Here is an 18,036-nt window from a genome sequence, read left to right on the forward strand (position 1 = left end):
CACGATGAGTATCGGTAGTAGAAGGCTGGCCGAGCTGATCAGGGAACTGGTCAGCGAGAACGAGCGGGTGCGGGAGTCCGGAAGTGACCGTGTCGAGGACTGGATGCGGAGTTATTCCGCGAAGGAGGCGCGGGCCATCGCCGAGACACTCGCGATGATGGCTTCCTTTGAGGAGTCCCGGGTGTGTCTGGAGGCGCAACTGCACGCTCTGTCCGAACTGGACACCGCGGACAAGATCGGCGATGCGGACCTGACGCCCCTGCGGGATATCGACGCTGCGGTCATCGGCGCGGAGCACAGGGAATACCTGGAGTACCTCAAGCCCTATCTGGACCGCGACACATCTGAGTGAGCCGCGTGCGGGTGGGGGGCGGCTGCCGGGTTTTGGTGGCCGCCCCCTTGGTGATCTCGATCCCGAATCACTTGGAGCGCAACCATGGGCGTCGATTTCCTTCTGATGAAGGTCCGCAAAGACGGGACAAGTCCCAAGCGTCACCGTCGGTCGGTCGGCTGCTTGTCGCTTGTCGCTTGTTGCGCTGGATGGCCGACGAGGCCAGAGAGGGCGGGCTGACGTCCTATGGGTTGGGCCGGTTGATGGCGACGCCCTGGCTCTTCGTCTGGGCGTGCGCGCTGCTCGCCCTGACGTACGACGGCAGCGCGCGCAACGGTATCCGGCTCACGACGGCAGTGGTCTTCGGCCCACGGGGGAGGTCATTCGCAGTGGGGCTCATCCTGCGGGGACGCCGCCCTCGGGCACCCCCGGGGCGGCTTTGCATATTCATGCGCTTAAGCGCATACTCTCTCCATGTCCAAGGTCCTCACCTCCCTGCCCGCCGGCGAGCGCGTCGGCATCGCCTTCTCCGGTGGCCTCGACACCTCGGTCGCGGTCGCGTGGATGCGTGACAAGGGCGCCGTCCCGTGCACCTACACCGCCGACATCGGCCAGTACGACGAACCCGACATCGCCTCGGTGCCCAGCCGCGCGAAGGCGTACGGTGCCGAGGTCGCGCGCCTGGTCGACTGCCGCGCGGCGCTGGTCGAGGAGGGCCTGGCCGCGCTCTCCTGCGGGGCGTTCCACATCCGCTCGGGCGGGCGCGCCTACTTCAACACCACGCCCCTCGGCCGTGCTGTCACCGGGACCCTGCTGGTCCGGGCGATGCTCGAGGACGACGTGCAGATCTGGGGCGACGGCTCGACGTTCAAGGGCAACGACATCGAGCGGTTCTACCGGTACGGCCTGCTCGCCAACCCCCACCTGCGCATCTACAAGCCCTGGCTCGACGCGGACTTCGTCACCGAACTCGGCGGCCGCAAGGAGATGTCGGAGTGGCTGCTCGCCCACGGTCTGCCCTACCGCGACAGCACCGAGAAGGCGTACTCGACGGACGCCAACATCTGGGGTGCCACCCATGAGGCGAAGACCCTGGAGCACCTCGACACCGGCGTCGAGACCGTGGACCCAATCATGGGCGTGCGGTTCTGGGACCCCGAGGTCGAGATCGTCACCGAGGACGTGACGATCGGCTTCGACCAGGGCCGCCCGGTGACGATCAACGGCAAGGAGTTCGCCTCGCCGGTCGATCTGGTGATGGAGGCGAACGCGATCGGCGGACGCCACGGCTTGGGCATGTCGGACCAGATCGAGAACCGGATCATCGAGGCCAAGAGCCGCGGCATCTACGAGGCGCCCGGTATGGCCCTGCTGCACGCCGCTTACGAGCGCCTGGTCAACGCGATCCACAACGAGGACACGCTGGCGACCTACTACGAGCAGGGGCGGCGACTCGGCCGCCTCATGTATGAGGGCCGCTGGCTCGACCCGCAGGCGCTGATGCAGCGGGAGTCGCTGCAGCGCTGGGTCGGCACGGCGGTCATCGGCGAGGTGACGCTGCGGCTGCGGCGCGGTGAGGACTACTCGATCCTGGACACCACCGGCCCGGCGTTCAGCTACCACCCCGACAAGCTGTCGATGGAGCGCACCGAGGACTCCGCGTTCGGCCCGGTGGACCGGATCGGTCAGCTCACCATGCGCAACCTGGACATCGCGGACTCACGCGCCAAGCTCGAGCAGTACGCGGGTCTCGGCATGGTCGGCACGGACCGTCCGGCCCTGATTGGCGCCGCCCAGGCAGCCTCGACCGGACTGATCGGCACCATGCCGCAGGGTGGCGCCGAGGTCATCGCCTCACGCGGCGAGGTCTCGGACGACGACGAACTGCTGGACCGCGCCGCGATGGAGTCAGGAACCGACTGAGCGGACGGCCCTGCTCACCGGCCCGGACGCCTGGGCCGGACCGGCGGCGGAAGACCGGGATCCCCAGGACGTCGGAAGCCCCGGGGCGTCGGGGTCACCACGAACCTCCGCCGCCTCCCCCGTCGCCGCCGCCGACCCCTCCACCGGAGCCGTCGGACCCGCCGGACCCGGAGCCGCCGGAGGACGGGGGCGTTCCGGACACCATCGCGGCGGCGACCAGGCCCACCGCCAGCGCCGGGCCGTACCGTGCCAGCGCGGTCGAGCGGCGGACGGTGCCGGTGGCGGCGGGTGCCGCCGTCGACGCGGCGACCGCCTGCTGCCAGCCGGACACTTCGCCCAGTGCCACCGCCCACGCCGTGTACAGCTCGAGCTGGTCCTCGTCGATCGTCCCGTCGGCCGGCTGCGGGGACGAGTCGGCCAGGAAGCGCCGGAAGGCTTCCACCTGGAGCAACAGGGCCGTGCCGCGGGCAGTACGGGACTGCAGCTCCCACGAGCGGCGCCTCAGGGCGAGACCGGTGCCCACGGCCAGCCCGCCCACGATGGCGATCGGCCAACCCGCCGGGTTCGTCGAGCCGTTGAGCACGCTGGCGCCGATGGCGGCGGCAAAGCCCAGCAGCGTGGCAGCCAGCCCGATCAGCTTCCCCTTGCGGGAACGCCGCTCGCCGGCCGGGTCCCACAGGTCGCTGGTCCGCTGCCACTCCGTCATCTGGGTGCCGAGCTTCTGCCAGGCCGTCCGGAAGCGCTGGTCGTGCAGGCCCAGGGTGAACTCCTCGCGGCCCGCGAACATTTCACTGAGCACGGCCTCGGTGTCCGGATCCGTCGGCACGCGCTCGGCGTTCCGGCGCACGGTCGGATACCGCTCGTCACCCTCGATACCGACGTAACCGTCGATGGCCGTACCGAGCAGCCACGCCACCTGGTGCTGGGGCTCGACCTGCTCGGCGAGCAGGATGCCGCCCTGCGCCGGGCTCAAGCCCTCCGGAGGCACGGACGTCGGCGTGAGCGAGGCCATGAGCCTGTCGATGTCGACGCGCCGCTCCCCGCCACCACCACCGGTCCCCGGCGGGGAACCGGCGGGCCCGTCCGTCGCGAGCCGGTCGCGGCCGACGAGACGCAGCAGCCCGGCCGTCAGCAGGCCACTGCCCAGGGCGAGGCCGCCCACCAGCAGAATCGTCCTCAGCGGGTACACGATCGGGTCACCGTCGGCCGCCCCCGAGGGCGGTACGGGAGCGGCCACCTGGTCGGCGGCTCCGCTCACGGCGCCGGAGGCGTACAGCGTGGCGCCTCGGCCAGCCTTGAGCTTGTCGAGTGTGACGAGGAGCCGGCCCGGCTCGGGCTCTGCGGCACTGCAGCTCTGCTCGGAACCGGTCCTGCCCTGCACGCAACGCGTGCCGGTGAGGTCGTACGGGGCCACGACATGGATCTCGACGTTGTCGAGGTCGGTCTTCCAGCCCGTGCCGACCGCGTCCCAGGCGAGTTTGCCGTCAGGGGCGACGTTCTGGAGCGTGTACTGGATGCGGTAGCGGTGGAGCCCGGTGATCGTGTTGTCGGGGTCACCCACCCTGATGCTCAGGTCCGTCGTCTCACCGTATGTGACTTCGTACGGGACAGGGGCGCCGTCCACGGTGGCACTGACCTCGTTGTCCGGATCCTCGTAGGTCAGGCCCGGGATATCACGGTAGATGCCGTGCCGGGAGCCGTCGGGGTACCCGAAGTCGTAGTCGATCACCTCGGTGATGCGGGCGCTGCCGTCCTTGGCGACCTCGGCGCTGACCCACATACTGTTGACCCGCTCGGTGTTCCCCGCGAGTGCGCCGAGTCCCACGACCGCGCCGAGCAGCAGCACCATGAGGAACATCCAGACCAGGCTGCGGCGCCGACGCCGCCGCGCAGCCGTCCCGCTGGCCGGTCTCGCCTTGTCAGCTCTATCGCTTCCATCGCTCTTACCGCTCAAGACAACCCCCCACTAGTCCCGGGACAACCCCCCAGCCGCCCCACGGAGATCCGCAGCCTACGCCGGACTCAGCGACCTGCCGCGGTTCCGCGGAGGGCGGTGACGAAGGCCGTCCAGGCGGGGGCGGAGAAGGTGATGGCGGGGCCGTGGGGGTTCTTGCTGTCTCGGACCGGGATTCGGGTGGGGGCGGGGGAATCGTTCACTTCTAGGCACTCGCCGCTGCTGCCGCCGCTGTAGGTGGACTTGCGCCAAGTCGCGTAGGCGGTGGGGTCGGTGACCTCCAGGCACTCGCCGCTGTCGCCGCCGCTGTAGGTGGATTTGCGCCAAGCGGTCAGCACCGAGGAGTCAGGAACGATGTGCTTGCTGCGCTTCATGCTCGTAATCCTCCGCGACCGACCTGATCAGTTCCAGGGACTTGCGGTGCGACAGCGCGTCGCCCAGAGCGTGATCGTAGACGTCCTCGCATTGGCGCACCACGGACGGAACTTCCCAAATCCTGCCCGACTTCAGGCCTTCTACGTAGGCAACGGGTGGGAGGTCCTCGAACCACATGAGTTTGACCGGGCCTTCCAACACGGCGTGAGCCCCGGCCCGGAAGGGAAGTACATGCACGCGGATGCGGCGACTCTCGCCCAACTCCATGATGTGTCCGAGCTGTTCGCACATAACCGCCGGGCTGCCGATCACCTGGCGGAGCACCGCTTCGCTGAAGAGTACCCACACCACCGGTGAGTCGAAGTTGTCGAGGATGTGAGCTCGTTCAAGACGTGTGCCGAGGAGCCTGTCACGCTCCTCGTCGCTCTTGGGCGGGTGCCCGGAGCTGAGCACCTCGTACGCGTACGCCTCTGTCTGTAGAAATCCTGGTACGAGGGTGCCGGCGTACTGCTTGATGATGGTGGCCTGCCGCTCCAACTCCGCTGCCTCAGCGAAGTGTTCCGCTACCTTCTTGCCGTCCAGCGTCGGCAAGAACCGTACAAAGAACCCTCCCGCTTCCAACACCTGATCCAGCCGCTCCGCATCCCTCACATCCGGCCTGCGTCGCCCCGCCTCGATGTGGGCGATGTGCGTGCGTGACATCACCGCACGCTGGCTCAGCTCCTCCTGCGTGAGGCCGGCCGCCTCACGCCTCCGCTTCAGTTCCTCGCCGTACTTTTCCCGGGAACGCGGATTGTCCTCGATCGCCATCCGTGCAACTCCCCTTCGTGCGCACTCCGTTGTCACGCTCAGCTATCTATCGAGCGTACCGACGGTGACGCCACTGTGTGTCCTGATCGACACAGAGAGTGAAAGGGCAACGCGATGGAAGCGACCGACGAGAAGGTCCCCGGTCCGTACCTCACCCTCCGGGTCTCCCGGGACGGCGGACGGACCTGGGGCCCGAAGGTGACGTACGAACCGGCGCGCGAGGCCCCGCCGATCGAGTCGCCGACTCGCTTTCCGCTGTGTCAGTGCCCAAAGTGTGGGCCGCTTACTTGAGTTGGATCAGCGACACCGACGGCGGCACCTCGTCGCCGTCGAGCGTGGCCGTGAACTCCAGGCGGTGGTCGGTCCGACGTCGCACGCCGCTGCCCGCCGTGATCGTGAACGTCACCGTCGTACGGCCCTGCGGTGGGATCTCGACCCGCGTCGGGCCGTCCGCCCGTGCCGACCAACCCCCGGCGGGGCGGGCCTTGGCGGTCACCCTCTGTGAGGCGTCGGTGAAGTTGTAGATGTCCAGGGACATACGGGTGCGGCGGGACAGGCGGTAACCCAGAGGGGGTTCCGCGTCGCCGTTGTCCTTGTTGGGGGCCGCGTTCCGGGCGGGGTAGCGCTGGCTGAGGACGACGTGTTCGGCGGGGGAGAGGGCTGGGCGGCTCAAGGGCGTGCGTACTTCGGTTCGCGTGTCGCCCACGGTGACGACGTAAACCGGGTCGCGGGAGACGGTCAAGGGGCCATCAGCCCTCACCCGCCTGCCCATCACGTCGTACAGGGCGGCGTCCCCGCGCACGGTGACCCGTACCGGCTTCGAGGTCGACGCCCAGAGGACCCTCACCAACTCACCCCGCCCCGAGTCGAAGTCGAAGCCGACCGCCCCGGTCGGCAACCCCCGTACGGGCGCGACGAAATGCGCCTCGCCGAGCATCGACGTCAGCGCCGCGCACGCGCTGTACCCCGGCAACGGTTGGAACTCCCGGCTCAGCAGCCCGAAGTACACCCCCTCGTCGTGCAGCGGCGGCCCCGCGAACCAGAACTGCCGGCTGTTCCCGGCCGCCAGCCCCTCCACCATCGAGCGGACCAAGTAGCGAGCCTGGACGGCTTGTTGGGCGGGGGTGAGGTCGACGCCCGGCCGTACGGAGAAGAACGCGCCGCACTCCGTCATCCATCGCGGTACGTCGTCCGCCTCGTGCCGGTGCGCCAGCTCGCGCTGCTCCTCGGCCGCCCCCGGGAACTCCGGTTCGTCCTGCTCGGCGGGGTCCGGGTAGCCGTGGAACGCCCAGACGTCCGCGTACCGCACCACGTCGTTCTCCAGCATCAGGTCCTGGAAGGGGCCCGACTGCGCGATGCCCGGCAGTACGACGAGGGGCGGGTCGGGCGTGGCTGCGATGCCCAGTGCGGCCGCCTTCACGAAGGCCGCGTGTGCGTCGCCGGTGCTGCTGGTGACGTCCACGTCGGGTTCGTTGGAGAGCTGGATGGCGGCGGGGTGACCGGAGTGCCGGGACGCGAGGCGGCGGGCGTAGCGGTACGCGTGCCGCAGGTCCGCGGGGAGGGGGAGTGAGGCCTCCGTCATGGCCCACTCGGGGGCCGGCGAGATGACCTCCAAGGGGGAGAGGCCGTGCTTGCGCATGGTGCGGGTGACCCGGGCATGGTGATCCGTGTCGTACGCGCCCGGCGACGGCTCTGCGGCGGGCCCAGGACTGGCCGTCCCGTGTCCAGCCCGCGCCCATGTCCTTCATCGCGGCGGCGAAGGCGTCCAGGCGGGAGCGCGGTATGAGGGAGGTGGCCCAGACGTTGACGCCGAAGCGGTTGGCCGCCCCGCTGACGGCGGGGCGTGCGGGCAGGCAGGCGAAGTGCGCTGTCAGGTCATCTGATGCGTCCACTCGGTAATTGCCGGGCGCGAGTTGAGGGAGAGAGACCTTCGTCGTCGTCTCTCCGGACGGGATCGTCGCGTAGCCCTCCGCCACCCGTTCCCCGAAGTAGTCGGTGACCGTGTAGCGCACATGGTGCGGGCGTTCGGCGTGCCCGTTGAGCTTGAGGCTCAGACTCGCCGGCTCCCCGTACCGGTACGTGCCCCGGCCCCGGCCCCTGTCGCCGACGTACGCCTCACGCAACTCCACACGCACCCGCCGCCTCAGCGTGAAGGAGTCCAGCGCGAGCGCGTACGCCGTCCCCTCCTCCCGGACCGTCGGCTCGGTCACCCGGAACGTCAACGTGTTCTCGCCGCGCCGGAGTTCGAGCTCCCCGAGGTCTAGGAGGGAGAGGTCGCCCCAGGCGGGTTTCGACTCGTACCAGTACGGCTGGGACCGGGCGATCTCGGTGAACGGGTCGTTGTTCAGGGAGAGTTGCAGGTACGAGGCCGCTGTCTCGGTGTGCGGTACCTCGACGGGGGCGGTGGCGACGGCGGTCAGCGCGTACAGGCCGGCCTCCGGGGGGTGGACGACGTACGCCGCGTACCAACCCTCCCGGCCCGGCTTCTCATTGGTGGCCAGGGCCAGGTATCTGCCTCCGGACGCGCGGCGGTCCCGTACGACCGGGATGTTCGTCCGTGCTGCCGTCTCGCCCTGCACAGTGAGTGCTGTGACGGACGAAGTCGCCTGCGCGCGGGCGGTGTTGAGCCCCACCGCCGACGCCACCGAGGCCACGAGGCCCGCCTTCATCGCCGTACGCCTGTTCAAGCCCATGGCTCCAGGACACACGGGCGGGCTGTCGTCCGCCTCCTGCGGGAGGCGGACCGTACCCCGGACAGGGCCTCAGGGACTGGACCTAAGGGACTGGACCTAAGGGACTGGGCCTGAGGGACCGGGCCAAGGGACCGGGCCCAAGAGGTCGTGTTGCTGTGTCACGGCTGTGCGACAGCGGTGTCCTGATGCGAGGACGGGCGTGACCTGCGGGGCTGCGGGGCCCTCATAGTCATCACGAAGCGGGAGAACGGCAGCAGCACCGCCGACCCGCTACCCCTCACATCGGAAGGACCTCCCGTCATGAACCGTCACCTGCGCAAGGCCGCCGTCCTCACCGCCGCGATCAGCGCCGGGCTGCTGATGACCGCCTGCCAGAACGACTCCGCGACCGGCGGCGGCTCGTCCTCCGGCAAGGGTGCCAAGGGCTCGACCGCGGTCGCGGACAAGGCAGCGGACTCCAACGGCTCCAGCGATGCGAAGGGGTCCACGTCCAAGGGTGTCAGCGGGACGTTCAGCAACGGCACGGTCACCTTCCTCGCGCCGGGGAAGTACATCGTGTCCGCCCCGGGCAAGGACGACCAGCAGTTCTGGGTCGCCGACGACACCGAGGTCTACGGCGTGGGCACCATATGCGGGGACGCGCAGTCGAAGGTGGACGCGCCGTGCACGCTGGACCAGTTGGAGACGGCCACCAAGAAGGGTGCCGTCAACGCTGATGTGAAGATGAGCGGCGGCGTCGCAACGCTGGTCTCCGAGCGGCGGGCCGCCCCGTCCGACGCCGGCCCCGGCTCCGACTCCGGCTCCGGCTCGGACTCCGGTTCCCGCGACACGCCCATCGAGGGCATCAACAAGGGCAAGGGCGTCAACGGCACCTGGCACGGCGCCGTCAGCTACCTGGCGCCGGGCAAGTACACGGTCACCGAGGAGCACGGCGTCCCGCAGCAGTTCTTCGTCGCCGAGGACACCCAGATCTGGGGCTACGGCCAGGTCTGCGGCGGCCCGGGAGTGGGCGAAGGGCAGGAGGGCGGCACCGAGTGCACCGAAGCCGAACTGGAGAGCGCCGCCAAGAAGGGCCTCACCGGCGAGGTGAAGGTCACCAACGGCACAGCGACCACCATCTACGACACCCCCTGAGCCGGGTCGCCGGGACCGCTGTTGTCAGTCCCTGCCCTTACGCTCCCTAGCGTGAATGCCGAGACATCGAAGAAACTTGGACCCTTCCGTGAAGAGGCGCTCAGGCAGGGCATCCCGTCCGACGACGTGGAGCGTTGGACAGGCATCGCCCGCCAGTGCGCGACGCTGGGCCCTGACGGGGACGGGCCGGTAGTGGCCCAAGTGGGCGGTCACCCGATGCTTCCGGCCGATGCCCCGGATTACGAGTTCCCCTTCGTCGCCTCCATCGACTGTGCTGCCCTGCCCCGGGAGGCGACGGACCTCCCGCTGCCGCCCGACGGTCATCTGCTGCTCTTCGTCGAGTACGAAGAGCCCGAGGGCGAGGTGGTGTACGTCCCCGCCGGGACAGCCGTTTCCGAGCGAAGGCCGACGGAGGAGAACGACTGGTTCCCGGTGTACTCGCAAAGCCGACTCCGCCTGAGTGTCGATCCCTCCCTTCCCAACCACGGCAGCGCGATACGCCCCGAGCATCCGCACGGCGAGGCACTGGGCGGCGTGTGGTGGAAGACGTGCACCGACATACAGAGCAACGGGCCACTGCAGATAGGTGGCTATCCCTGGAGTTGGAACAACGACCCCGTGCAGGACGCCGAGATGTGGGCGGCCACGGAGGACACCGCTCCGCAATCGCCCAAGGACCAGGACTGGGTCCTGCTGGCCGAATGGAGTGCCGACGTGGAAGAGCTGGATCAAGGCCTCATCCACTGGGTGATCCGGCGCGACGATCTGGCGGCACTCCGCTTCGACCGGGTGCACGTCTGCATGGACATGATGGGCTGATCCGACGCCCGGGAATGGCCCTGACCAAGGGCGCCCGCTAACGCTTCTTGTACCTCGCGGTCACCTCGACCTCGACGAGCCAGCCCGGGACGGGCAGCGAGGCGACCTCCAGGGACACCCGGGCCGGGCGTGCGTCGTTGGCGAGCAGCGGCGCCTTCGCGGGCGAGTTGCCCATGGGGACCGGTACGACCTCGTGGGATTTCAGGTCGATGTTGGCGAAGTACTGCCGGTACGCGCGGTTCCAGCCCGCGTAGTCGGCGATCTCCGTGCCCGGCGGATTGGCCAGGTAGGCCTTCATCGTGATGACGTCGGCCGGTGTCAGGCCCGCGGCCTCCAGGTTGGTCTTGATGTTGCGCAGTACGACGAGGGCCTGGGCCTCGGTGATCGTGACACCCGTGGCCCCCTCGGTGAGCGAGGGGTCGGTGTAGCGCTCGGGCGTGCCCTCCGGTGCGCTCGGGTTGAGCGCGGTCGGGCCGAGGCCGCTGCTCTGGTAGACGGCCACCTCCCCGCCCATCGCCACGCCGTTCGCGATGGCCGGGTTGGTCTGTCCCTCGGGCAGCATCACGCGTACCGTCTTCGGGCCGGGCGACCACCAGCCCTGGGCGTCGGCCAGCGCGACGGATCCGGTCAGGAACGCGCCCGTCAGCGCGGTGGCGGTAAGGATCTGGGTACGCCGGCTCATGCGCTTCATGTGCGTCACGCGCGTCATCTGCTTCATGCGGCCATCGCCCTCTCGTGGATGTCGGTCACGACCTTGCGGGCCGAGGTGAACGCGCCGTGCTGCCAGGCGATGACGTGGCTGAGCCAGTCGCCGGCGAAGTAGACATGGCCTGCGGGTTTGTTGAGCAGCTTGTACTCCGGGCCGGTCTGCGAGGGCCAGCCCACCCAGCCCGCCTCGATGTCGGGCGTGCGGTGCCAGGCCACACTGAAGGAGCGGTCGAGCTCGGTGCGGTACTTGTCTCCGTGGATCTTCACGCCCCGGCTCACCGCCCGCTCCACCCGCTGGCTGTGCGGGAGGTTGCTGTAGGCGACGGCGTTGGCGCCGAAGTTGTAGTAGCCGATGAGCGTGCCGCGGCGGCCCTGGTAGCCGTACGAGGGATACCAGATGGTGGCCAGGTCCGTGTCGGTCGGCGTGATGCCGCCGTAGATGTGCTCGTCCGTCTCCCACCAGCGGCTGCGGTACTCGAGCCCCACCTTGCCGACCGGGGTCGGGACGGCGTACTTCAGCGCCGCGGTGATGTCCGCGCCCAGGTTGTGCTTGACCCGGGCCATGACCATGGGCGGGATCGCCGCCACGACGAAGTCGGCGCGGCGGCTGCGGGTGCGGCCCTGCGCGTCCTGGTAGACGACCTCGGCGCCGTCGGGGAGGTCCTTGACCTCCAGCGCCTTGGCGCCGTAGATGATCCGGTCCCGGCCGATGGCCTTCGCCAGCGCGTACGGGATCGCGTCCATGCCGCCCACCGGCTGGAACATCAGCATGGCCTGGTCGTAGCCGAACTCGAAGGAGAAGCGCTGCCCGACGCCGCTCCCGATGACGTCCGACAACGATGGCACCGGGCCGAGCACCGTGCCCGCCTCGAAGGCCGCGCCCGGCTCGACCGAGTAGCCGCGCCGGTCGGAGCCCGTGTACGCGAAGCCGTCCGCCTTGCCCTTGATGGCGCCGAAGTTCTGCAGGAAGGCGATCAGCCGCTCCTTGTCGGCGGCGGTGAGCTCCGTGTCCAGGGCGCCCTGGTCGGTGGCCTTGGCGAGCAGCTCGGAGACGTATCCGTACGCGTCGGCCTTCGCGGTGCGCCAGCGGACCGGCTTGCCCGCGAGGGCGGCGCTGTTCTCGTGGTAGATGTACGCGTTGGCGTTGGTGTTGGTGAACACCTCCAGCGGGACGCCGAGTTCGCGGCAGTACTCCAGCGTGACGTGGGACTGCGGCAGCCGGGCCGGGCCCGCGTTCATGTACTGGCCCTTGGAGAAGGACGCCGTCTGAGTGCGTCCGTCCAGGTCGGTGAGCGCGGTGCCGCCGCGGACCGTCCAGTTGCGGCCGCCGGGGCGGTCCTTCGCCTCAAGGATCCTGCAGTCGTAGCCGGCCTTGCCCAGCTCGTACGCGGTCGCCAGGCCGGCTATGCCGCCGCCGAGTATGAGGACCTTCTTGCCGCCTTTTCCGGTTTTCCCGGCGAGCGAGAAGTCGCTTTCCCGGGGCGGCCGGTACTCCTCCGCCCGTGCCTCCGGGACCGGGGCAAGGCCCAGCGCGCCCATCGCCGAGTACATCACTCCGGCGCCGCCCGCGACTCCGACGGATCTCAGGAAGTTGCGACGGGATGCCTCTTGAGTCATCAATGTCTCCTCACCCGCGGCCCGCGCCCGCGACGTGCGTGGGCCGGGCGCATCGTCCGATCGAACCCGGCCACGTGGGGGGCGAGTTGCTGGTGAGCCGGAAGTGCTCCACGAGCGTCCAACAGGACTGTTACGGAGCCATGCCGACGACATATCGATGGCATGAGCAGCTCGGCGGGCCCCACCAACGGCAGGGCCAGGAAGGCGAGTTCGGCGATGCTGGGCGGCGCGGGGCGCCTCAGTCGTCCGGATCCGTGATCACCGGGAAGCGTCGCGGGGCCACCAGCAGCAGGACCAGGAAGGCGAGTCCGGCGGCGCAGGCCGCGCCGAAGTAGACGGAGTGGACCGCCTCCGCGACCGCGCGGCGCAGCTGTTCGCCGGGGGCGCCCGAGTCCAGGGCGCGCGTCACCGAGTCGAGGTCGCCCGCGCCGCCGAGCCGGGCGGCCAGCACCCCGTTGGCGACCGCCCCGAAGAGTGCGGCGCCGATGGTCTGTCCGGTCTGGCGGCAGAAGAGGACGGACGCGGTCGTCGTGCCACGCTCGGCCCAGCCGACGCTCGACTGGACGCCGATGAGCAGGGGGAGTTGGAAGAGGCCGAGGGCGGCACCGAGGAGCAGCATCAGGAGGGCGGGCTGCCAGGGTTCGCCGGGGTAGGGGAGGAACGGGAACGCGAGCAGGAGCAGCGCCGCCGTGCCGATGCCGATCATCGCCGTGTTGCGGAAGCCGATGCGACGGTAGACGTGCTGGCTGAGGGCCGCCGATGCGGGCCAGCTCAGTGTCCATACGGAGAGTACGAATCCGGCGGCGATCGGGGTGAGGCCGAGGACCGCCTGCGCGTACGTCGGGAGGAAGACCGTCGGGGCGACCATGAGGAGGCCCAGCGCGCCCAGGGCCAGGTTCACGGCGGCGATGGTGCGGCGGCGCCAGACCCAGCCGGGGATGATCGGTTCGGCGGCACGGCGTTCGATGAGAACCAGAGCGCCGATCAAGGCAAGTCCCGTACAGAACAAGGCCATTGAGGGCAGTGACAGCCAGGGCCAGGCCACCCCGCCCTGCACCAGCGCGAGCAGCAGTAAGCCGCCGCAGGCGAAGACGGTGAGGGCGCCCGCCCAGTCGACGCGAGGCCGGGGCCGGGGTCCCGGCTCCCGTCGCGGCTCGTGGAGGTGGCGGATCAGCAGCCAGAGCGCGACCGCGCCGAGCGGCAGGTTGATGAGGAAGATCCAGCGCCAGTCCGCGTACGCGGCGAGCACCCCGCCGAGGGCCGGGCCCGCGACCGCCGAGGTGGCCCAGACCGTGGACAACTTGGCCTGGATCTTGGGGCGTTGCTCCAGCGGATAGAGGTCGGCGGCGAGGGTCTGGACCGTGCCCTGGAGGGCGCCGCCGCCGAGGCCCTGGACGACTCGGAAGGCGATCAGCGCGGCCATGTTCCATGCGACCGCGCAGAGCAGGGAGCCGAGGAGGAAGAGGATCGAGCCGGCGATCAGGACCGGCTTGCGGCCGAAGGTGTCGGAGAGCTTGCCGTAGACGGGCAGGGTGACCGTCACAGCGAGCAGATAGCCGGAGAACAGCCACGAGAAGACCGAGAAGCCACCGAGGTCGCCGACGATCTGCGGGACGGCGGTCGACACGATCGTGGAGTCGAGCGCGGCCAGGCCCATGCAGAGCATGAGGGCGGCCACGACGGCGCGGCGATTGCGGGTCCCGGCCTGCGACGAGGCGGTCCCGTCCTCCTCCGCGGCCGGTATCTCGGTCTCTTCCCCCTGGCTCACCGGATTCCTTCCCCCTGCATCTATCTGTCGCTCCACCTTCTCACTTGCCCCTCACGCCAGGGGAGGGTGGACGCTGACTGGGCTCAAAGGCGGAGGCGTCCCTGTGGAGTGCTCCACCGGAGGGCGGAGATCCCCTAGGGGGACCTCCGTACTACGGCTCGGGGAGGGTTCGTACCGCCGGAGGAGGAGAGGGGGCCCTGTCACTCCTTAGCCTGGCTTTATGCCGCTGGGGAGCGGCAGGGGGGATGCGGGTTCGTACGGACCTCGTACGAACCGCATCTCGGGGGGTGGGGTTTTCCCCAGCAAAAGACTGCGCTGGGCACCAGCGCGGTGGACCACCTCCCGCCGCGAGACTTGTCGCTGTAACGGAACGACGTAAAACGACGTAACCGGACGACGTGAATCGACCACAAATCTCGTCAGACTTCGTCGTCCTACTGGATGACCGACTTAGGAGACATACCGTGACATCGGCTGTAACCATTCCCAGGCACGGGGGCACTGGAGAGCGTTCGGCCGTTGCCGCGCGGGCGCGGCAGGTCGTCAAGGCGTACGGGGCCGGAGAGACCCGGGTCGTCGCGCTGGACCACGTCGACGTGGACATCGCCAGGGGACACTTCACCGCGATCATGGGCCCGTCCGGGTCCGGCAAGTCCACGTTGATGCACTGCCTCGCCGGCCTCGACACCGTGACCTCAGGGCAGATCTACCTGGACGAGACGGAGATCACCCGCCTCAAGGACAAGAAGCTCACACAGCTGCGCCGGGACCGGATCGGCTTCATCTTCCAGGCGTTCAACCTGCTGCCGACGCTGAACGCGCTGGAGAACATCACGCTGCCGATGGACATAGCGGGCCGCAAGCCGGACAAGGCCTGGCTGCGTCAGGTCGTCGAGACGGTCGGTCTCGCCGACCGCCTGAAGCACCGGCCGACCCAGCTCTCCGGCGGCCAGCAGCAGCGCGTCGCCGTGGCCCGCGCCCTCGCCGCGCGCCCGGAGATCATCTTCGGTGACGAGCCGACCGGAAACCTGGACTCCCGCGCCGGCGCCGAGGTCCTCAACTTCCTGCGCCGTTCCGTCGACGAGCTCGGCCAGACCATCGTGATCGTCACGCACGACCCGGTGGCCGCCTCGTACGCGGACCGTGTGCTGTACCTGGCCGACGGCCGGATCGTCGACGAGATGCTCCGCCCGACCGCCGAGGCCGTCCTCGACCGCATGAAGGACTTCGACGCCCGGGGGCGTACGTCATGACCGTCTTCAAGACCTCGATGCGCAACTTCTTCGCGCACAAGGGACGCATGGCCCTGTCGGCCGTGGCGGTCCTGCTGTCGGTGGCCTTCGTCTGCGGGACGCTCGTCTTCACCGACACCATGAACACGACGTTCGACAAGCTCTTCGCGACGACCGCGTCCGACGTCACGGTCCAGCCCAAGGCGGCCAAGGCCGACGACACCCCGCAGAACGGCAAGCCCGAGTCGCTGCCCGCGTCGGTCGTCGCGCGGACGGAGAAGGCGGACGGCGTCAAGTCGGCCGAGGGCGCGGTCGGTTCGATGAACGTGACCGTCGTCAACAGCGACAACAAGAACATGGGGTCCAGCACCGGCGCTCCGACGATCGCGGGCAACTGGACGAAGAACGACCTGCGTTCGATGGAGATCACCTCCGGTCACGCCCCGCGCGGGCCGACCGAGGTGATGGTCGACGCCGACACCGCGGACAAGCACAACCTCAAGATGGGTGACGAGCTGCGGACCATCGCCGTCACGGGCGACTTCAAGGCGAAGATCGTCGGCATCGCCACCTTCAAGGTGACCAACCCCGGTGCGGCCGTCGTCTACTTCGACACCGCCACCGCGCAGCGCGAACTGCTCGGCGCCACCGGCCGGTTCACGCAGATCAACGTCACGGCGGAACAGGGTGTCACCGACGCACGGCTGAAGCAGAACGTCTCCGCGACGCTCGCCGGCGCCGAGGGCGCCGAGGGGGCGTACAAGGTCCAGACGCAGAAGGAGTTCTCGGACGAGAACCGCGAGGGCGTCGGCGAGTTCATGAACGTCATCAAGTACGCCATGCTCGGCTTCGCCGGGATCGCCTTCCTGGTCGGCATCTTCCTGATCATCAACACCTTCTCGATGCTGGTCGCCCAGCGGACTCGTGAGATCGGCCTGATGCGGGCGATCGGCTCGTCCCGCAAGCAGGTCAACCGGTCGGTGCTCGTCGAGGCCCTGCTGCTGGGTGTCGTCGGATCCGTGGCCGGTGTCGGCGCGGGCGTCGGCATCGCGGTCGGCCTGATGAAGCTCATGTCGATGGCGGGCATGAACCTCTCCACCGCCGACCTGACGGTGAAGACGGCGACCCCGGTGGTCGGCCTGGTCCTCGGCATCGTCGTCACGGTGCTCGCCGCCTACCTCCCCGCCCGCCGCGCGGGCAAGGTCTCCCCGATGGCCGCGCTGCGTGACGCCGGTACGCCGGCCGACGGCAAGGCCGGGTGGATACGGGGCCTGATCGGCCTGGTCCTCACCGGCTCCGGTGCCGCCGCCCTGTACCTGGCGGGCACCTCGGACACGGCGAGCGACGGCTCGCTGATGCTGGGCGCCGGTGTGGTGCTCACGCTGATCGGGTTCGTCATCATCGGTCCGCTGCTCGCGGGGGGAGTGGTCCGGGCCATCAGCGCGGTCCTGCTGCGTGCCTTCGGCCCCGTAGGACGCCTGGCCGAGCGCAACGCACTGCGCAACCCGCGCCGCACGGGCGCCACGGGTGCGGCCCTGATGATCGGCCTCGCGCTGGTCGCCTGCCTCTCGGTCGTCGGCTCCTCGATGGTGGCCTCCGCGACCGAGGAACTCGACAAGTCGGTCGGCACGGACTTCATCATCCAGGGCAACCAGCGGATCGTGCCGCAGGCCCAGAAGGCCATCGAGTCGACGCCGGGTCTGGAGCATGTCACCAGCTACAAGGAGGTCGAGGCCAAGCTCACCTCGCCCGACGGCAAGACCGAGGACAGCGAGATGACGGCCGCGGACCCGACGTACGCGAGCGACCTGCGCCGCGAGACGACCGCCGGTGAGCTGTCGGCGGCGTACGGCAAGGACGCGATGTCGGTCGGCTCCGGGTACGCCAAGGATCACGGTGTGAAGGTCGGCGACACGGTGACCGTCGCCTTCAAGGGCGGCCGGACCGCCGAGCTGAAGGTCGCGGCGATCACGGACGACGACGTGGCCATCGACAAGGGCGCGCTGTACATGAGCATCGTCACGATGGAGAAGTACGTCCCGGCCGACAAGATCCCGCCGAACGAGATCATGTTCGCCACCGCCAAGGAAGGCCAGGAGAAGCCGGCGTACGCGGCTCTGAAGAAGTCCCTGGACCCGTACCCCCAGTACCAGGTCCGTGACCAGTCCGACTACAAGCAGGAGCTCAAGGACCAGATCGGCCAGCTCCTGAACATGGTCTACGGCCTGCTGGCCCTCGCGATCATCGTGGCGGTCCTGGGTGTCGTGAACACCCTTGCCCTCTCGGTCGTCGAGCGCACCCGCGAGATCGGTCTGATGCGCGCCATCGGCCTCTCCCGCCGCCAGCTCCGCCGCATGATCCGCCTGGAGTCGGTCGTCATCGCCCTCTTCGGAGCGCTGCTCGGACTCGGCCTGGGCATGGGCTGGGGCGCCACGGCCCAGAAACTCCTCGCTCTGGAAGGCCTGAAGGTCCTAGAGATCCCCTGGCCGACCATCGTCGGCGTCTTCATCGCCTCGGCGTTCGTGGGCCTGTTCGCGGCGCTAGTGCCGGCGTTCCGGGCAGGGCGGATGAACGTGCTGAACGCGATCGCCACGGAGTAGCCGCGCAGGCTGAGCGGCCACCATGTACGGGGGTCATGGTGGGGCGGGGGGATCGGGGGCGGGCCCGGCGCC

At 69.3% G+C, this 18,036-nt stretch carries 14 protein-coding genes; 7 read left to right on the forward strand and 7 right to left on the reverse strand.

All coding sequences use genetic code 11. The features are described 5' to 3' along the window. Positions 1-4: 4 nt before the first annotated feature. Positions 5-352 (forward strand): hypothetical protein, encoded by a 348-nt coding sequence (locus ACTWQR_RS20300; RefSeq protein ID WP_443228522.1) that lies wholly within the window; start codon positions 5-7, stop codon positions 350-352. Between the two features lie 453 nt (positions 353-805). Beyond that, positions 806-2,254, forward strand: coding sequence for an argininosuccinate synthase (argG, locus tag ACTWQR_RS20305; RefSeq protein ID WP_443228523.1), 1,449 nt, complete (start codon positions 806-808; stop codon positions 2,252-2,254). A gap of 94 nt (positions 2,255-2,348) precedes the next feature. On the opposite strand, the gene ACTWQR_RS20310 is transcribed toward argG, so the two are convergent. The 4 genes from ACTWQR_RS20310 to ACTWQR_RS20325 form a co-directional block, all read right to left on the reverse strand. Continuing rightward, positions 2,349-4,112, reverse strand: a complete 1,764-nt coding sequence (locus ACTWQR_RS20310) for a DUF2207 domain-containing protein (protein ID WP_443228524.1) — start codon at positions 4,110-4,112, stop codon at positions 2,349-2,351. Positions 4,113-4,276: 164 nt separating this feature from the next. Next, positions 4,277-4,582 (reverse strand): DUF397 domain-containing protein, encoded by a 306-nt coding sequence (locus ACTWQR_RS20315; RefSeq protein WP_443228525.1) that lies wholly within the window; start codon positions 4,580-4,582, stop codon positions 4,277-4,279. Next, the gene (locus tag ACTWQR_RS20320) at positions 4,554-5,393 is read right to left on the reverse strand and encodes a helix-turn-helix domain-containing protein (RefSeq protein ID WP_443228526.1); all 840 of its coding nucleotides are present in this window, start codon (positions 5,391-5,393) and stop codon (positions 4,554-4,556) included. The genes ACTWQR_RS20315 and ACTWQR_RS20320 overlap by 29 nt, the downstream gene beginning before the upstream one ends. Positions 5,394-5,676: 283 nt before the next feature. Next, positions 5,677-7,032: a hypothetical protein gene (locus ACTWQR_RS20325; protein ID WP_443228527.1), complete on the reverse strand. Its 1,356-nt coding sequence runs from the start codon at positions 7,030-7,032 to the stop codon at positions 5,677-5,679. 404 nt (positions 7,033-7,436) lie between these two features. Here ACTWQR_RS20325 and ACTWQR_RS20330 point away from each other — a divergent pair, with 404 nt between their 5' ends. The 3 genes from ACTWQR_RS20330 (at position 7,437) to ACTWQR_RS20340 (ending at position 10,039) form a co-directional block, all read left to right on the forward strand. Continuing rightward, positions 7,437-8,186 (forward strand): hypothetical protein, encoded by a 750-nt coding sequence (locus ACTWQR_RS20330; RefSeq protein ID WP_443228528.1) that lies wholly within the window; start codon positions 7,437-7,439, stop codon positions 8,184-8,186. A gap of 200 nt (positions 8,187-8,386) precedes the next feature. After that, on the forward strand, positions 8,387-9,220 hold the full coding sequence (locus ACTWQR_RS20335) for a hypothetical protein (protein WP_443228529.1): 834 nt from the start codon (positions 8,387-8,389) through the stop codon (positions 9,218-9,220). A gap of 51 nt (positions 9,221-9,271) precedes the next feature. Further along, a complete protein-coding gene (locus ACTWQR_RS20340) occupies positions 9,272-10,039 on the forward strand; it encodes a DUF1963 domain-containing protein (protein WP_443228530.1) in 768 nt (255 codons plus the stop codon). A gap of 37 nt (positions 10,040-10,076) precedes the next feature. Here the strand turns inward: ACTWQR_RS20340 and ACTWQR_RS20345 are convergent, their stop codons facing one another. From ACTWQR_RS20345 to ACTWQR_RS20355, 3 genes are all read right to left on the reverse strand, one after another. Next, positions 10,077-10,757: a Rid family hydrolase gene (locus ACTWQR_RS20345; protein ID WP_443228531.1), complete on the reverse strand. Its 681-nt coding sequence runs from the start codon at positions 10,755-10,757 to the stop codon at positions 10,077-10,079. After that, a complete protein-coding gene (locus tag ACTWQR_RS20350) occupies positions 10,754-12,364 on the reverse strand; it encodes a flavin monoamine oxidase family protein (protein ID WP_443228532.1) in 1,611 nt (536 codons plus the stop codon). The genes ACTWQR_RS20345 and ACTWQR_RS20350 overlap by 4 nt, the downstream gene beginning before the upstream one ends. 238 nt (positions 12,365-12,602) lie before the next feature. After that, positions 12,603-14,108 carry an MFS transporter gene (locus ACTWQR_RS20355; RefSeq protein WP_443228542.1) on the reverse strand — a complete coding sequence of 502 codons (1,506 nt, stop codon included), beginning with the start codon at positions 14,106-14,108 and terminating at the stop codon, positions 12,603-12,605. 488 nt (positions 14,109-14,596) lie between these two features. On the opposite strand from ACTWQR_RS20355, the gene ACTWQR_RS20360 reads away from it, so the two are divergent. Beyond that, positions 14,597-15,385: an ABC transporter ATP-binding protein gene (locus ACTWQR_RS20360; protein ID WP_443228533.1), complete on the forward strand. Its 789-nt coding sequence runs from the start codon at positions 14,597-14,599 to the stop codon at positions 15,383-15,385. Continuing rightward, on the forward strand, positions 15,382-17,964 hold the full coding sequence (locus tag ACTWQR_RS20365; RefSeq protein ID WP_443228534.1) for an ABC transporter permease: 2,583 nt from the start codon (positions 15,382-15,384) through the stop codon (positions 17,962-17,964). Before ACTWQR_RS20360 ends, ACTWQR_RS20365 begins: the two co-directional genes overlap by 4 nt. Positions 17,965-18,036: the final 72 nt, after the last annotated feature.

Source organism: Streptomyces sp. 2A115, from assembly GCF_052245575.1.
Classification (GTDB): Bacteria; Actinomycetota; Actinomycetes; order Streptomycetales; family Streptomycetaceae; genus Streptomyces.

Bases quoted from the DNA above. Each gene is read 5' to 3' on its own strand.
- ACTWQR_RS20300 (WP_443228522.1), top strand. From the start codon at position 5: ATGAGTATCGGTAGTAGAAGGCTGGCCGAGCTGATCAGGGAACTGGTC.
- argG (WP_443228523.1), top strand. From the start codon at position 806: ATGTCCAAGGTCCTCACCTCCCTGCCCGCCGGCGAGCGCGTCGGCATC.
- ACTWQR_RS20310 (WP_443228524.1), bottom strand. From the start codon at position 4,112: ATGTTCCTCATGGTGCTGCTGCTCGGCGCGGTCGTGGGACTCGGCGCA.
- ACTWQR_RS20315 (WP_443228525.1), bottom strand. From the start codon at position 4,582: ATGAAGCGCAGCAAGCACATCGTTCCTGACTCCTCGGTGCTGACCGCT.
- ACTWQR_RS20320 (WP_443228526.1), bottom strand. From the start codon at position 5,393: ATGGCGATCGAGGACAATCCGCGTTCCCGGGAAAAGTACGGCGAGGAA.
- ACTWQR_RS20325 (WP_443228527.1), bottom strand. From the start codon at position 7,032: ATGCGCAAGCACGGCCTCTCCCCCTTGGAGGTCATCTCGCCGGCCCCC.
- ACTWQR_RS20335 (WP_443228529.1), top strand. From the start codon at position 8,387: ATGAACCGTCACCTGCGCAAGGCCGCCGTCCTCACCGCCGCGATCAGC.
- ACTWQR_RS20345 (WP_443228531.1), bottom strand. From the start codon at position 10,757: ATGAAGCAGATGACGCGCGTGACGCACATGAAGCGCATGAGCCGGCGT.
- ACTWQR_RS20350 (WP_443228532.1), bottom strand. From the start codon at position 12,364: ATGACTCAAGAGGCATCCCGTCGCAACTTCCTGAGATCCGTCGGAGTC.
- ACTWQR_RS20365 (WP_443228534.1), top strand. From the start codon at position 15,382: ATGACCGTCTTCAAGACCTCGATGCGCAACTTCTTCGCGCACAAGGGA.